General features: G+C 53.9%; 9 protein-coding genes. 6 read left to right on the top strand and 3 right to left on the bottom strand.

Annotated features, from left to right (window positions below):
• Positions 1–19 precede the first annotated feature (19 nt).
• Entirely contained in the window at positions 20–2,467 is a 2,448-nt protein-coding gene (glgP, locus tag WC1_RS02800; protein WP_016151108.1) for a glycogen phosphorylase, read from the top strand.
• 90 nt (positions 2,468–2,557) lie between these two features.
• Here glgP and glpD read toward each other — a convergent pair whose 3' ends face one another.
• Positions 2,558–4,066: a glycerol-3-phosphate dehydrogenase gene (gene glpD / locus WC1_RS02805; RefSeq protein WP_003023494.1), complete on the bottom strand. Its 1,509-nt coding sequence runs from the start codon at positions 4,064–4,066 to the stop codon at positions 2,558–2,560.
• A 198-nt stretch (positions 4,067–4,264) separates the two neighbouring features.
• On the opposite strand from glpD, the gene glpE reads away from it, so the two are divergent.
• The 3 genes from glpE (at position 4,265) to WC1_RS02820 (ending at position 6,446) form a co-directional block, all read left to right on the top strand.
• Positions 4,265–4,591 carry a thiosulfate sulfurtransferase GlpE gene (gene glpE, locus WC1_RS02810; protein ID WP_003023495.1) on the top strand — a complete coding sequence of 109 codons (327 nt, stop codon included), beginning with the start codon at positions 4,265–4,267 and terminating at the stop codon, positions 4,589–4,591.
• A 170-nt stretch (positions 4,592–4,761) separates the two neighbouring features.
• Complete coding sequence (gene glpG, locus WC1_RS02815; RefSeq protein WP_003023496.1) at positions 4,762–5,592, top strand: rhomboid family intramembrane serine protease GlpG; 831 nt, start codon at positions 4,762–4,764, stop codon at positions 5,590–5,592.
• A 95-nt stretch (positions 5,593–5,687) separates the two neighbouring features.
• Positions 5,688–6,446 (top strand): DeoR/GlpR family transcriptional regulator, encoded by a 759-nt coding sequence (locus tag WC1_RS02820; protein WP_016151107.1) that lies wholly within the window; start codon positions 5,688–5,690, stop codon positions 6,444–6,446.
• Between the two features lie 41 nt (positions 6,447–6,487).
• Here the strand turns inward: WC1_RS02820 and malT are convergent, their stop codons facing one another.
• Positions 6,488–9,193, bottom strand: a complete 2,706-nt coding sequence (gene malT, locus WC1_RS02825) for an HTH-type transcriptional regulator MalT (protein WP_003848003.1) — start codon at positions 9,191–9,193, stop codon at positions 6,488–6,490.
• A 618-nt stretch (positions 9,194–9,811) separates the two neighbouring features.
• On the opposite strand from malT, the gene malP reads away from it, so the two are divergent.
• Together malP and malQ are read left to right on the top strand one after the other, a co-directional pair.
• A complete protein-coding gene (gene malP, locus WC1_RS02830) occupies positions 9,812–12,205 on the top strand; it encodes a maltodextrin phosphorylase (protein WP_016151106.1) in 2,394 nt (797 codons plus the stop codon).
• Between the two features lie 9 nt (positions 12,206–12,214).
• On the top strand, positions 12,215–14,302 hold the full coding sequence (gene malQ, locus WC1_RS02835) for a 4-alpha-glucanotransferase (RefSeq protein WP_016151105.1): 2,088 nt from the start codon (positions 12,215–12,217) through the stop codon (positions 14,300–14,302).
• 96 nt (positions 14,303–14,398) lie between these two features.
• On the opposite strand, the gene gntT is transcribed toward malQ, so the two are convergent.
• Positions 14,399–15,715 (bottom strand): gluconate transporter, encoded by a 1,317-nt coding sequence (gene gntT / locus WC1_RS02840; protein WP_003023507.1) that lies wholly within the window; start codon positions 15,713–15,715, stop codon positions 14,399–14,401.
• Positions 15,716–15,946 lie beyond the last annotated feature (231 nt).

Genomic DNA, 15,946 nt, shown 5'->3' with positions numbered 1-15,946 from the left:
TTATCCAGGAATCACCTATATGAATGCTCCATTTACTTATGCATCGCCCACACTCAGCGTAGAGGCACTTAAGCATTCTATCGCCTACAAGCTGATGTTCACGATTGGTAAGGACCCGGTCATTGCCAATAAACATGAGTGGCTGAACGCCACGTTGTTCGCGGTGCGCGATCGTCTCGTGGAGCGCTGGCTGCGTTCTAACCGTGCGCAATTATCCCAGGAAACTCGTCAGGTCTATTACCTGTCAATGGAGTTTCTGATTGGCCGCACGCTTTCCAATGCACTGTTATCGTTGGGTATTTATGACGATGTCAAAAATGCGCTGGAAGGTATGGGGTTGGATCTGGAAGATCTGATCGATGAAGAAAACGACCCGGGTCTTGGCAACGGTGGCCTCGGGCGCCTGGCGGCCTGCTTCCTGGACTCGCTGGCAACGCTGGGACTGCCGGGACGCGGCTACGGTATTCGCTATGACTACGGCATGTTCAAGCAAAACATTGTTGATGGCCGACAGAAAGAGTCGCCGGACTACTGGCTGGAATACGGTAACCCATGGGAGTTCAAACGCCACAATACGCGCTACAAAGTGCGCTTTGGCGGGCGTATACAGCAGGAAGGCAAGAAAACGCGCTGGATAGAAACTGAAGAGATCCTCGCGGTTGCCTACGACCAGATTATCCCCGGTTACGACACCGATGCCACCAACACGCTGCGCCTGTGGAATGCCCAGGCCAGTAGCGAGATCAACCTCGGTAAATTTAACCAGGGCGACTACTTTGCGGCGGTGGAAGATAAAAACCACTCCGAGAACGTCTCCCGCGTGCTTTACCCGGATGACTCCACCTATTCAGGACGCGAGCTGCGCTTGCGCCAGGAGTATTTCCTGGTCTCCTCCACGGTGCAGGACATTCTGAATCGTCATTATCAACTGCACAAAACCTACGATAATCTGGCGGATAAAATCGCCATTCACCTCAACGACACCCACCCGGTGCTGTCGATCCCTGAGCTGATGCGTCTGTTGATTGATGAGCACAAGTTCAGTTGGGATGATGCGTTTGAAGTGTGCTGTCAGGTTTTCTCGTATACCAACCACACTTTGATGAGCGAAGCGCTGGAGACCTGGCCGGTGGATATGCTGGGCAAAATTCTGCCGCGCCATCTGCAAATCATTTTTGAGATTAACGACTACTTCCTGAAAACGCTGCAGGAGCAGTATCCGAACGATACCGGTCTGCTGGGGCGGACGTCGATTATCGATGAATCTAACGGCCGCCGGGTGCGTATGGCATGGCTGGCGGTCGTGGTGAGCCACAAGGTTAATGGTGTGTCTGAACTGCACTCCAACCTGATGGTGCAGTCGCTATTTGCTGACTTTGCGAAGATCTTCCCGACCCGCTTCTGCAACGTTACCAATGGCGTGACGCCGCGTCGCTGGCTGGCGCTGGCTAACCCGCCGCTCTCTGAGGTGCTGGATGAGAATATTGGCCGCACCTGGCGTACCGATCTCAGCCAGTTGAGCGAGCTTGAACAGCACTGTGATTTCCCGTTGGTGAACCAGGCGGTACGCCGGGCGAAGCTGGAGAACAAAAAACGTCTGGCCACGCTCATTGCCCAGCAGCTTAACGTGGTAGTGAATCCGAAATCGCTGTTTGACGTACAGATCAAGCGTATTCACGAATACAAACGTCAGCTGATGAACGTGCTGCATGTGATCACCCGCTACAACCGCATTAAGGCCGATCCTGACGCCGAGTGGGTGCCGCGTGTGAATATCTTCGCCGGTAAAGCGGCTTCGGCCTATTACATGGCGAAGCACATTATTCATCTGATCAACGACGTCGCAAAAGTGATCAATAACGATCCGCAAATTGGCGACAAACTGAAAGTGGTGTTTATCCCCAATTACAGCGTCAGCCTGGCGCAGGTGATTATTCCTGCAGCCGACCTGTCTGAGCAGATTTCACTGGCCGGGACCGAAGCCTCCGGGACCAGTAACATGAAATTTGCGCTGAATGGCGCGTTGACCATCGGTACGCTGGATGGTGCCAACGTCGAGATGCTGGAACATGTGGGCGCAGAAAATATCTTTATCTTTGGTAATACGGCGGAAGAGGTTGAGGCTTTGCGTAGTCAGGGCTATAAGCCGCGTGAATATTACGAGAAAGACGAGGAACTGCACCAGGTGCTGACGCAGATCGGCAGTGGCATATTCAGCCCAGAGGAGCCGGGACGCTATCGCGACCTGGTGGACTCATTGATCAACTTTGGCGACCACTATCAGGTGCTGGCGGATTATCGTAGTTACGTTGATTGTCAGGATAAGGTTGATGAACTGTATCGTCATCCGGAAGAGTGGACTACTAAGTCGATGATTAATATCGCCAACATGGGCTACTTCTCGTCGGACAGGACGATCAAAGAGTACGCCGAAAACATCTGGCATATTGATTCGGTGCGGTTGTAAAACACGAGGCCGGGGGCGCTGCGCTTGCCCGGCCTACGTTTATGCACCTTTGTAGGCCGGATAAGGCGTCGCCGCCATCCGGCATTTTTATCAGGACGCCAGCGACAGCTGGTGCTTCTCAATGTATTCAGCCAGCCACTGGGTCATGCGCGACTGCTGCTCAGCGTTCAGCCACATACCTTCTTTCGTGCGACGCCACAACGCATCTTCCGCACGACGAACCCATTCGTGATCGACCAGGTATTTCAGCTCGGCCTCATAAAACTCATGGCCAAAGTCTTCACCTAACTCGGCAAGCGAGGTGGCTTCGCCGATGACCCATTCGGTGTTGCTGCCGTAGGTGCGAGAATAATGGCGCGCCAGCGACTCGGTCAGGAACGGGTAGCGACGGCGCAGTTTGGCCGCGTAGTCTTCGCGATCGCCGCCAATGTCACCGCCTGGCAGAATGCACTCTTTGGTCCACGCCGGACCAATTCCCTGATAGTACGATGCCAGTTTTTCCATCGCGTGTTCAGCCAGCTTACGATAGGTCGTCAGCTTACCGCCAAAGACCGACAGCAGCGGCGCTTTGCCGTTTTCATCATGGATATCCAGCGTGTAATCACGGGTGATAGCCTGCGGCGAGTCGGACTCGTCGTCGCACAGCGGGCGCACGCCTGAGTAAGTCCAGACGATATCATCACGGCCCAGCTGTTTCTTAAAGTGCGCGTTGTAGACCTTCAGCAGGTAATTGATTTCACTCTCATCAATTTTCACCGCTTTTGGGTCGCCTTTGTATTCGACGTCGGTCGTCCCGATGATCGAGAATTCGTCCATCCATGGGATGACAAACACAATACGTTTATCTTCGTTTTGCAGGATGTAAGCCTGTTTCTGGGTATGGACGCGCGGCACCACGATGTGGCTGCCTTTAATCAGGCGAATACCGTACGGCGATGGCAGGTGCATACCGTCGTCGAAAAACTCTTTCACCCACGGACCGGTGGCGTTGACTAGGCCACGCGCCTGCCAGGTGTGTTTTTTGCCGGTATCGATATCTTCAGCTTCAACAATCCACAAACCGTTTTCACGGCGAGCAGAGGTGGCGCGAGTGCGGGTTAATACTTCTCCGCCTTTGCGTACGACCATTTGGGCGTTTGCCAAAACCAGTCGTGCATCGTCTACCCAGCAGTCAGAATATTCGAAACCGCGCACAATCTCAGGTTTCATTACGGAATCTGCGCCAAAACGCAAACCGGTAGAACTTGGCAAACTGGTGCGTTTGCCCAGATGATCGTACATAAACAAACCAATGCGGATCATCCACGCCGGACGCAGGTGCGGGCGGTGGGGCAGACGAAAGCGCATCGGGAAGGCGATGTGTGGTGCCATTTTCAACAGCACTTCACGTTCGGCCAGCGCTTCGCTCACCAGACGAAATTCGTAGTGCTCCAGGTAGCGCAGGCCACCGTGGATGAGTTTGGAGCTAGCGGAAGAGGTGGCGCAGGCTAAATCCTGCGCTTCCAGCATCAGCACGGATAAACCGCGTCCAGCGGCATCTGCCGCGATACCGGCACCGTTGATGCCTCCACCTATCACAATCAGATCTTTGGTTTCCATGCTGGCCTCTCGCACTTTCGTTATAGCTCATTAATGTTCGTTATCGAGCATAATAGCAAAGAATCGCGCCATTGGTAACATCGGATAAACAATTTACAGTGATACATATAACATTATGGCGTTTAACTGCCGTCGGGACTTACACTAAGCAGTAACATGTCCGAAAAGCGTCACCTGCCAAAAAAAGAAGAGAGAGCAATGGATCAGTTTGAATGTATTAATGTCGAAGAAGCGCATCAGAAGCTGCATCAGGGGGCGGCGGTGTTAGTGGATATTCGCGACCCGCAAAGCTATGCAATGGGCCATGCCCCACAGGCATTTCATTTGACGAACGACACGCTGGGATCATTTATGCGCGAGCATGATTTCGACACTGCCGTGTTGGTGATGTGTTATCACGGCAACAGTAGTAAAGGCGCAGCGCAATATCTTCTGCAGCAGGGCTATGACGCGGTTTACAGCGTTGACGGCGGCTTCGATGCCTGGCATCGACATTTTCCGGCAGAAGTGGCATACGGTTCGTAAGGCTATACCCAAATTAATTCGAGTTGCATCGCGACGGCGACGCAGCGAATCTCCGGGAGCGTACGAACAGTACGTGACCGGAGTGAGCGAGGAAAGCCAACAAAGATGCAGCTCGAAGTAAGAAGGGTATATATACTGTCCTCTTTTGTGTGGATGAAGCGACAGCAACCATGTTGATGATTACCTCTTTTGCTAACCCCCGCGTGGCGCAGGCATTTGTTGATTATATGGCGACACAGGGCGTTATCCTGACGATTCAACAACATCAGCAAACGGATGTCTGGCTGGCGGATGAGTCCCAGGCTCAGCGCGTGCACGCTGAACTGGTGCGGTTTCTGGAGAATCCGGGCGATCCGCGCTACCTCGCAGCAAGCTGGCAGTCGGGTCAGACCGACAGCGGTCTGCGCTACCAACGTTATCCGTTCCTGGCCACATTGCGCGAACGCGCAGGTCCGGTAACCTGGTTGGTGATGGCCGCGTGTGTGTTGGTGTTTATCGCGATGAACGTGCTGGGCGACCAGGCTGTGATGCTCTGGCTGGCATGGCCGTTTGACCCTTCACTGAAATTTGAATTCTGGCGTTATTTCACCCACGCTTTTATGCACTTCTCGCTGATGCATATTCTGTTCAACCTGCTGTGGTGGTGGTATCTCGGCGGTGCGGTTGAAAAGCGTCTGGGCAGTGGAAAACTGATTGTTATTACCGTGATCAGCGCCCTGTTGAGCGGCTATGTTCAGCAGAAATTTAGCGGCCCGTGGTTTGGTGGATTGTCTGGCGTGGTGTATGCGCTGATGGGCTACGTGTGGTTGCGCGGCGAGCGCGATCCGCAGAGCGGTATTTTCCTGCAGCGTGGTTTGATTATCTTTGCCTTGATCTGGATTGTTGCCGGCTGGTTTGATCTATTCGGCATGTCGATGGCGAATGGTGCTCATATCGCCGGGTTGGCCGTGGGTTTGGCAATGGCGTTTGCCGATACTATAAATGTACGAAAACGAACTTGATTCAAGTTTTGTGGTGCCGGAAGGCGGTGTGCGTTTGGACCAATTTGTAGGCCGGATAAACGTCAGCGCATCCGGCAAAATTTCAGGGAACAATAATGAAGCAAACACAACGACATGACGCGATCATCGAGCTGGTAAAAAAACAGGGATACGTCAGTACTGAAGAGCTGGTGGAGCATTTCTCCGTCAGCCCGCAGACGATTCGCCGCGATCTTAACGATCTGGCCGAACAGAACATGATTTTGCGCCATCACGGCGGCGCGGCGTTGCCATCCAGCTCGGTTAACACCCCGTGGCATGACCGTAAAGCAACGCAGACGGCGGAAAAAGAGCGCATTGCTCGCAAAGTTGCCACGCAGATCCCGAACGGTTCTACGCTGTTTATTGATATCGGAACCACGCCGGAAGCGGTGGCTCACGCGCTGCTCAATCACAGCAATTTACGCATTGTGACCAACAACCTCAATGTGGCGAATACGCTGATGGCGAAAGAGGATTTCCGCATAATCCTCGCCGGTGGCGAACTGCGTAGCCGCGACGGCGGTATTATGGGCGAAGCGACCCTCGACTTTATTTCTCAGTTCCGTCTGGACTTCGGCATCTTAGGCATCAGCGGTATCGACAGCGATGGTTCGCTGCTGGAATTTGATTATCACGAAGTTCGCACCAAACGCGCGATCATTGAGAATTCACGTCATGTGATGCTGGTGGTGGACCACTCGAAGTTTGGGCGTAACGCGATGGTGAATATGGGCAGCATCAGCATGGTGGATGCGGTGTATACCGACACGCTGCCGCCTGCTGGTGTGATGCAGGTGATTGCTGACCATCATATTCAGTTAGAGCTGTGCTAAGGTAATTCCAGGCCTGATAAGCGTCGCGTATCAGGCATTAACTACACGCCGTATCCCATCATTTTCAGCAGCTTCTGCGCATGTTGCACCGCATCCTGGCGGTGTGCGACGCCGAGCTTTTGGTACAAATTGCGGATGTGCGTCTTGATGGTCGTTGCCGCGACGGCCAGCTCTGCGGCGATCTGCTCGTTGCTGTAGCCCGAATAAATTAGTCCCAGAACCTGCCATTCGCGCTGGGTCAGCGGGCTGGTGCGGATAAGCTCCGGTACTTCCGGGTGAGTCAGCAGACGCTCAACGAACCCTTCATCGAAGTGGGCGAATTTATGGCGATGATGCTGGTTAATTTCACGCAAAATGCGCTGGGCGCGGTGCTGATCGAGTTCCGGTAAGGTATTGAGCTGAATCAGCTGACGCAGTTGTTGCGCCATGGCCTCGCCTTCGATAACAAAGTGGCTGATAAACCCGGTGCGGTTCGCCAGCTGTAGGGCCTCGAGTAACACACGCTGGGCGTCATTTTTGCGTCCTGCCTGCCAGTAGAGCTGATTAAGCAGCAGCAGGTTACGGTTCAGATCGCTCATCAGGCGCAGATTGCGTGCATTTTCATTCAACTCTTCCAGCACAATTTCAGCCGGTTCAAACTCACCCAACAGGATTTGCGCGCGAGCGATGTTGCGCCACTGGCTTTGCAGGAAGTGGTTATTGGCGAATTCTGGTTTCGGCGTGTGGCGCAGCCAGTTGGCGGCAGAGTTTTTGTCGCTCACCATTTGCCAGTAAATCACCCGCACCTTATCGGCGTTGGAGATCCAGTCGCTGTGATAGTGACCGTTGCCCAGCAGGTTTTCCAGACGGTTGAGCAGGCTGCGAGCGTTATCAAGATCGCCCCGCGCAAGTGAACACTGAACCAGCAGCGCCAGACACTGTAGCTGCTGCTGCGGCTGGAAAGTGGAAAGCAGTTCAATACCGCTACGGGCAGAGGCTTCTGATTCATCCAGACGCGCCCATGCCCACAGTAGCTGCGCACGAATGCGCACCAGGAACTCGTGCATTGGCAGCTGTTCCAGGTGCTGCTCTTTGATCAGCTGGAACGCTTTTTCCTGAGTCTCCCAGGCGGCCTGTAAAAAGCCTTGGGCAAACAAAATTTCGCTTTGCTGGATAAGGCTCCACAGTGCGTAATGCCAGACGTCATGATGACGTGCCATTTGCTCGGTTTGCTGCATTAACGCCAGAGAGCGCGTGAGATCGCCCTTACAGTGCAGGACTTCGCCGTGCACCGAGGTGGCGACGATACGACTATAGAACCAGGCGATGGGTAATTCATCCAGCGCCAGTTTTGCCAGGCGTTCGGCTTCGTCAGGGTTGCCATCGTTAATCGCTACCTGCGCCCGTAAAGCGTTGAATTCGGCGTGCAGCGTTGGCTCCATGTCGCCTTTTATTTCCTGCTCTGCGCGCGCCAGCAGGGTGTTAACCTCTCCGTAGCGGTGCTGGCTCTGCATCAGCCAGGCCTGTAGCAGAACCAGACGCGGATTTTCCAGCAGGCTTTCCCACGGCAGGGCTTTCAGCGACTCTTCCAGTAACGTCAGCTCGCTGTGGTTAAACAGTCCCCACGCATGATTAAGCAGGATATCGCGCAGCATATGGGCGTCACCGGCCGCCAGCGCGTGGTGGATAGCTTCGCTGGGGAAGCCTTGCGCCATCCAGCTTTCGGCGGCGGCGCGGTGTATTTCGGGCAGTTCGTTCGCCAACTCCCATTGGCAGCGCTGGCGTAAAAAGCTGCCAAACAGCGGGTGATAGCTGAACCACTCGCCAACGTCATCCATCCGCTGCAGGAATAACCCCTGGCGCTCAATTTCTTCCAGTCGCATCTGGCCATTTTCTTCCCCAGTAACGCGGACGATCAGCGCATCGTTCATGGAACGCAGAATGGCGCTTTTCAGCAGGAAGTGACGGGTGCCGAGGTCGACGCTGTCCAGCACTTCATCAACCAGATAATCGGACAAATGGCTGGCGTTGATCCCGGCGAGGCGTCGTGCCGACTGGTGAGCAGAGTTATTGTTCTGGCGGGCGGAAAGGGCGATCAGCTGTAACGCTGTGGCCCAGCCAGCAACGTCATCGCACATCCGGCTGCTTTCTGCCGCTTCAATGGGAGAGGACAAGCGTCGGTCGAAAAATTGTTTGGCTTCCTGATGGTTAAAGGCCAGCTGTTGGCTGCCTATCTCCAGCAGTTGATCGCGCACCCGCAGGTTGGCAATACCTAACTGCGGCAGGTTGCGCGACAGTACGACCAGCGTGAGGTTTTCAGGTTGGTGGCGCAGGAAGAAACGCATCGCTTCGTGAATAGCCGGATTGGAGATCAGATGATAATCATCCACCACCAGGTAGAGCGGACGGTGCCACTCGGCCAGTTCGATAAATAGCTGGGCAAACAGTGACGTCAGACTGGCGTACTGGCGCTTTTGCACCATCGCTTCGCTGGTGGTGCAATGTCCACCCGTTGCCTGTTGGATGGCGGCGATCAGATAGCTGGCAAAGCGCTCTTGTTGATTATCGCCTTCATCCAGAGAGTACCAGCCTAAGTCGTTCTTCCCCGCCGCCCATTGTGAAACCAGCGTTGTTTTTCCATAACCAGCAGGACTTGTTATCAGGGCAAGCCTGAAATTGTTCACGCCGGAAAGTTTAGCCAACAGGCGCTCACGAACCACCGTATGGTCGAGTCGAACCGGACGACTTAATTTAGACGGAATCAACATAAGTTAGTCACTTCACTGTGTGAAAATAGGGAAGAATGATTTTTTTTGCGCTTCGTAATTAATAGATATAAGGTCGGCCAGATTGGTGTTTTATGCAAGCTAAGCGGACTTTTTGTGTGTCTGATTTTGCACTATGTCACAAATCTATACATCTATTGCAATAATTGTTTTAAAGAGTCGCAACAGGCGTGGCGACTGGATCCGTTGTAATTTTTAATGTGTCGAAAAATCCCTCTGTTTTTATATAGTTACTCAGGCGACTAATCAAAATCGACGAATTTTGTGGCCGACTTAAAATTTTTATGTGAATTATCTTACCCGGCATAGATATTTCAGGTTAGAAACTATTTCTCTATTTACATTTTGTTTCTCATCGTCACTCCATTATTTGAGATTGTGGATTAATCCTTTGTTATTAATGCGTCATCCAAAGGGCGTTATGCACGGTTTGCGCGAATTTACGGGTGATTACGCCCCCTTTAAGTGGCGGAGATCACACTTTTATGCTCATCCCCGCTCCTCCTCCCTCCCTAATCCGTGCCAGGATGAGGAATGTCAACAACGAGCCAGGCAAACTAGCGATAACGTTGTTTTATTACCTAAGGATCTGGAACCCCTATGTCACAGCCTACTTTCAACAAAGATCAATTTCAGGCTGCCCTGACGCGTCAGTGGCAGCGCTTCGGTTTACTGTCGGCTCAAGAAATGACGTCGCGCCAGTGGTGGCAGGCAGTGAGTGGGGCGTTGGCTGAGTTACTCAGCGCCCAGCCTGCGGCGAAACCGGCAAAAAATCAACGTCACGTTAACTACATCTCGATGGAGTTTTTGATTGGCCGTCTGACCGGCAACAACTTACTCAACCTCGGCTGGTATCAGGAGGTGAGCGATGAGCTGAAAGCACATGATGTCAACCTGACCGACCTGCTGGAAGAAGAGACCGATCCGGCGTTGGGTAACGGTGGATTGGGACGCCTGGCAGCCTGCTTCCTCGATTCGATGGCGACTGTCGGCCAGTCGGCGACGGGCTATGGCCTCAACTACCAGTACGGCCTGTTCCGTCAGTCGTTTGCCGATGGGCAACAGATGGAAGCCCCGGATGACTGGCATCGTGGCAGCTACCCGTGGTTCCGTCACAACGAGGCGCTGGATGTGCAGGTTGGGATTGGCGGTAAGGTCAGCAAAGAAGGCCACTGGGAGCCAGGTTTTACCATCACCGGTCAGGCCTGGGATCTGCCAGTTCTCGGCTACCGTAACGGCGTAGCGCAACCGCTGCGTCTGTGGCAGGCCAGCCACGCGCATCCGTTTAACCTGACCAAATTTAACGACGGTGATTTCCTGCGCGCAGAGCAGCAGGGCATCGACGCCGAAAAACTGACGAAAGTGCTGTACCCGAACGATAACCACACCGCGGGTAAAAAGCTGCGCCTGATGCAGCAGTACTTCCAGTGTGCCTGTTCCGTAGCTGACATTCTGCGCCGCCATCATCTGGCAGGGCGTAAACTGCATGAGCTGGCTGATTTTGAAGTTATTCAGCTCAACGATACTCACCCGACCATTGCCATTCCTGAGCTGCTGCGCGTGCTGATTGATGAGCACCAGATGAGCTGGGACGATGCGTGGGCCATTACCAGCAAAACCTTTGCTTACACCAACCACACCCTTATGCCAGAGGCGCTGGAGTGCTGGGACGAGAAGCTGGTGAAAGCGCTACTGCCGCGCCATATGCAAATCATCAAAGAGATCAACGAGCGCTTTAAGACGTTGGTCGATAAAACCTGGCCGGGTGATGCTGAAGTCTGGGCGAAGCTGGCGGTGGTGCACAACAAACAGGTGCGCATGGCTAACATGTGCGTGGTCAGCGGCTTTGCTGTTAACGGTGTGGCGGCGCTGCACTCCGATCTGGTGGTGAAAGATCTGTTCCCTGAATATCACCAGCTCTGGCCGAACAAATTCCATAACGTCACCAATGGGATTACCCCACGTCGCTGGATTAAGCAGTGCAACCCGGCGCTTGCCGCACTGCTGGATAAAACGCTGAAAAAAGAGTGGGCCAACGACCTCGACCAGTTGATTAACCTGGAAAAATATGCAGACGACGCGAAGTTCCGTCAGCAGTATCGCGACATCAAGCTGGCGAACAAAGAGCGTCTGGTGAAGTTTATTAAAGCGCGTACCGGTATTGAAATAACGACTAACGCTATCTTTGATATTCAGATTAAACGTCTGCATGAGTACAAGCGTCAGCACCTCAACCTGCTGCATATTCTGGCGTTGTACAAAGAAATCCGTGAGAACCCGCAGGCAGATCGCGTGCCGCGCGTATTCCTGTTTGGCGCAAAAGCTGCTCCAGGTTACTACCTGGCGAAAAATATCATCTTCGCCATCAACCAGGTTGCACAAACTATCAATAACGACCCGAAAGTTGGCGACAAGCTGAAGGTCGTCTTCCTGCCGGATTATTGTGTCTCGGCGGCGGAAATGCTGATCCCGGCGGCGGATATCTCTGAGCAGATTTCAACCGCAGGGAAAGAGGCTTCCGGCACCGGTAACATGAAGCTGGCGCTGAACGGTGCGTTAACCGTTGGTACGCTGGATGGCGCAAACGTCGAAATCGCCGAGAAGGTAGGTGACGAGAATATCTTTATCTTTGGTCATACCGTGGAAGAGGTGAAGGTGCTCAAAGCCAAAGGCTACGACCCGGTGAAATGGCGTAAAAAAGACAAAGTGCTGGATGCTGTCCTGAAAGAGCTGGAAAGCGGGAAATACAGCGACGGCGACAAGCATGCCTTTGACCAGATGCTGCACAGTATCGGCAAGCAGGGCGGCGACCCGTATCTGGTGATGGCGGACTTCGCGGCCTACGTTGAAGCTCAGAAGCAGGTTGACGTGTTGTATCGTGACCAGGAAGCCTGGACCCGGGCGGCGATTCTGAATACCGCACGTTGCGGCATGTTCAGCTCGGATCGCTCCATCCGCGATTATCAGGCTCGTATCTGGCAGGCGAAACGTTAAGGAATCGCGATGGAAAGCAAACGTCTGGATAATGCCGCGCTGGCGGCGGGGATCAGCCCCAATTACATTAATGCCCACGGTAAACCGCAGTCTATTGGTGCCGAAACCAAACGGCGTTTGCTTGACGCCATGCATCGCACCACCGCTGCCACTCAGGTGGCGGTAACTCCGGTGCCGAATGTCATGGTCTACACCGCTGGCAAGAAAATGCCGCTGGCGGTTGAGGGAAGCGGAGAGTTTAACTGGCTGCTGACCACCGAAGAGGGCGTGCAGCACAAAGGGCATGCCGTCGGCGGTAAATCTTTCACTCTTCCGGCGAAGCTGCCGGAGGGGTATCACACGTTGACCCTGACCCAGGGCGAGCTGCGTACCCATTGTCGTATCATCGTGGCGCCAAAGCGCTGCTATGAACCGCAGGCGCTGTTAGCCGGGCAGAAGCTGTGGGGCGCATGCGTTCAGCTCTACACCCTGCGATCAGAAAAGAATTGGGGGATTGGCGACTTTGGCGATCTCCGCGCCATGCTGGTAGATGTGGCGCAACGCGGCGGCGCGTTTATCGGGCTAAATCCTATTCACGCGCTGTATCCGGCTAACCCGGAGAGCGCCAGCCCGTACAGCCCGTCTTCACGCCGCTGGTTGAACGTGATTTATATTGATGTGAACGCCGTAGACGATTTCCGCCTGAGTAAAGAGGCGCAGGCGTGGTGGCAGAAACCCGCGACTCAGCAAGCTCTGCAACGTGCGCGCGATGCCGAGTGGGTTGATTATTCTGCCGTTACTGCACTGAAGATGACGGCGCTACGTATGGCGTGGAAAAGCTTCTCCGCACGTGATGATGAGCAGATGGCGGCATTTCGCCAGTTTGTGTCTCAGGAAGGGGACAGCCTCTACTGGCAGGCAGCCTTTGATGCGCTGCATGCGCATCAGGTGAAAGAGGACGCATTGCGCTGGGGATGGCCGGTGTGGCCGGAAGCTTTCCAGTCAGTGGACTCGTCGGAGGTAAAACACTTCTGCGAAGAACATCGTGACGATGTGGATTTCTATCTGTGGTTACAGTGGCTGGCGTATACCCAGTTTGCTGACTGCTGGAAAACCAGCCAGAGTTTTGCGATGCCGATTGGACTGTATCGCGATCTGGCGGTTGGTGTGGCCGAAGGTGGGGCGGAAACCTGGTGCGACCGCGAGCTGTATTGCCTGAAAGCCTCGGTTGGTGCGCCGCCGGATATTCTCGGTCCGCTCGGACAAAACTGGGGGCTGCCGCCGATGGATCCGCACATCATTACGGCACGCGCCTACGAACCGTTTATCGAACTGCTGCGCGCCAATATGCAGAACTGCGGTGCGCTGCGTATCGACCATGTTATGTCGATGCTGCGTCTGTGGTGGATCCCCTACGGTGAAACTGCCGATCACGGCGCTTACGTGCACTATCCGGTCGATGACCTGCTTTCAATTCTGGCGCTGGAGAGTAAACGTCATCACTGCATGGTAATTGGTGAGGATCTGGGTACTGTGCCAGTGGAGATCGTCAGCAAGCTGCGCGACAGCGGCGTGTACTCCTACAAAGTGCTTTATTTCGAGAATGACCATGAGAAAAACTTCCGTACGCCGAAAGCGTACCCGGAACAATCAATGGCAGTCGCGGCGACGCATGACCTTCCTACGCTTAAAGGTTATTGGGATAGCGGCGATTTGACGCTAGGTAAAGCACTGGGCCTGTATCCGGATGAAGTCGTGCTGCGCGGGTTGTATCAGGACCGAGAACTGGCGAAACAGGGGCTGCTGGACGCGCTGCACAAATACGGCTGCCTGCCAAAACGTGCCGGTCACAAGGCATCCCTGATGTCGATGACGCCGATTCTTAATCGCGGCATGCAACGCTACATCGCTGACAGCAACAGTGCGCTGCTGGGCCTACAACCGGAAGACTGGCTGGATATGGCTGAACCGGTCAACATTCCGGGGACCAGCGACCAGTACAAAAACTGGCGGCGTAAGCTCACCGCCACGCTGGAGCAGATGTTTGCCGATGAGAGAGTGAATAAGCTGATTAAGGATTTGGATAAGCGGCGAAAAGCGGCGGCGAAGAAGAAGTAGTGTTATTTTGCCGGATGGCGACGCAGAGTGCGTCTTATCCGGCCTACGATGACAGCGGTAGGCCGGGTAAGCGAAGCGCCACCCGGCACCGTTTTATCAGACCACCATACCCAGCAGCAGACACCCTACCAGACCGCAGACGGAGATAATGGTTTCCAGCATTGACCATGACTTGATGGTTTCACCGATGGTCAGGTTGAAGTACTCCTTGAACAGCCAGAAACCTGGATCGTTCACGTGGGAGAAGATGACAGAACCGGAACCAACCGCAATAACCATCAGCTCAGGGCTTACGCCGGTTGTTGCAATCAGCGGCGCCACTATCCCACCAGCGGTGATCGCTGCAACGGTTGCGGAACCCAATGCGATACGCAGTACTGCAGCGATAGACCATGCCATCAGCAGCGGAGACACGTTAGAGCCGTGCATCATTGAGGCGATGTATTTGTCGACGCCGCTATCAACCAGAACCTGTTTGAAGGCACCGCCGCCGCCGATGATCAACAGCATCATCGCAATGATTTTGATTGAAGACACCAGCGTGTCGTTAATCTGATCCATCGAACGTCCGCGGTTCAGACCAAACGTGAACATCGCAATCAGCACTGCAATCAGCGTTGCCATGACCGGGTCACCGAGGAATTCTGCAACCGTCAGGAAAGCATGACCTTTCGGCAGAATCATCTCCGCCACGGCGCGCATTGCCATCAGAATAACCGGGACCAGAGAGGTCCAGACGCTGACGCCAAAGCCTGGCATCTCTTCTTCAGTGAAGGTTTTTGCGCTGTACAGACCTTCCGGGATTGGCTTATCAATGCCTTTCAGGAAACGTGCGTATACCGGACCGGCGAGAATAACGGTCGGGATTGCCAGAATCGTACCAAACAGCAGGGTTTTACCCATATCTGCGTGGAAAATGGTGGCAATAGCGGTTGGACCCGGGTGCGGTGGCAGGAAGCCGTGCGTTACGGACAGTGCCGCAGCCATTGGCACGCCAACGTACAGCAGCGGGATATTGGCAGCAGCGGCAATGGTGAACACCAGCGGCAGCATCAGTACGAAACCAACTTCGTAGAACAGGGCAAAACCAACGGTGAAGCCGGTTAATACCACCGCCCATTGAATATGTTTTTTGCCGAATTTAGCAATCAGGGTGGTTGCGATGCGCTGTGCGCCGCCGCAGTCCGCCAGCATTTTGCCCAGCATGGCGCCAAAACCCATAATCAGGGCGAGGCTGCCAAGGGTTCCGCCGACGCCGGCTTTAATTGAACCGATGACTTTATCCAGTGGCATCCCTTGCATCAATCCGACAGCAAGCGCCACCAGGACGAGAGCGATGAAACCGTTCATTTTGAAACGGATCATCAGGAGGAGTAACAAGATTACACCGATAGCAACGATGACTAATGGCATGATTTACCTGGCCTTAACTTTGTTATGGGTAACGTCAGTGTTTAGATGACAAATTCCGATTGTCCCGACCGGGAACAGAGTATTCTCAGCACCAATGCTGGTTGCCTGCAAAACTAATCAGTTTAGCTGGCTATTATGTGTGTGTTAGGTGCTGATACGAATGATACGGGTAACATGTGGCGCTTGAAAATCACCTGGGCAGGCAAAATTTAAATTATGAGAGGCTGGTCA

This window comes from Citrobacter sp. KTE30, assembly GCF_000398825.1.
Taxonomy (GTDB): Bacteria; Pseudomonadota; Gammaproteobacteria; order Enterobacterales; family Enterobacteriaceae; genus Citrobacter; species Citrobacter freundii.
The sequence above is the reverse complement of the archived record's forward strand: the minus strand, read 5'-3'. Positions and strand labels throughout refer to the sequence as shown.

What these genes read in the sequence shown, in the direction of transcription:
- glgP (WP_016151108.1), top strand. Translation starts at nt 20, where the DNA reads ATGAATGCTCCATTTACTTATGCATCGCCCACACTCAGCGTAGAGGCA.
- glpD (WP_003023494.1), bottom strand. Translation starts at nt 4,066, where the DNA reads ATGGAAACCAAAGATCTGATTGTGATAGGTGGAGGCATCAACGGTGCC.
- glpE (WP_003023495.1), top strand. Translation starts at nt 4,265, where the DNA reads ATGGATCAGTTTGAATGTATTAATGTCGAAGAAGCGCATCAGAAGCTG.
- glpG (WP_003023496.1), top strand. Translation starts at nt 4,762, where the DNA reads ATGTTGATGATTACCTCTTTTGCTAACCCCCGCGTGGCGCAGGCATTT.
- WC1_RS02820 (WP_016151107.1), top strand. Translation starts at nt 5,688, where the DNA reads ATGAAGCAAACACAACGACATGACGCGATCATCGAGCTGGTAAAAAAA.
- malT (WP_003848003.1), bottom strand. Translation starts at nt 9,193, where the DNA reads ATGTTGATTCCGTCTAAATTAAGTCGTCCGGTTCGACTCGACCATACG.
- malP (WP_016151106.1), top strand. Translation starts at nt 9,812, where the DNA reads ATGTCACAGCCTACTTTCAACAAAGATCAATTTCAGGCTGCCCTGACG.
- malQ (WP_016151105.1), top strand. Translation starts at nt 12,215, where the DNA reads ATGGAAAGCAAACGTCTGGATAATGCCGCGCTGGCGGCGGGGATCAGC.
- gntT (WP_003023507.1), bottom strand. Translation starts at nt 15,715, where the DNA reads ATGCCATTAGTCATCGTTGCTATCGGTGTAATCTTGTTACTCCTCCTG.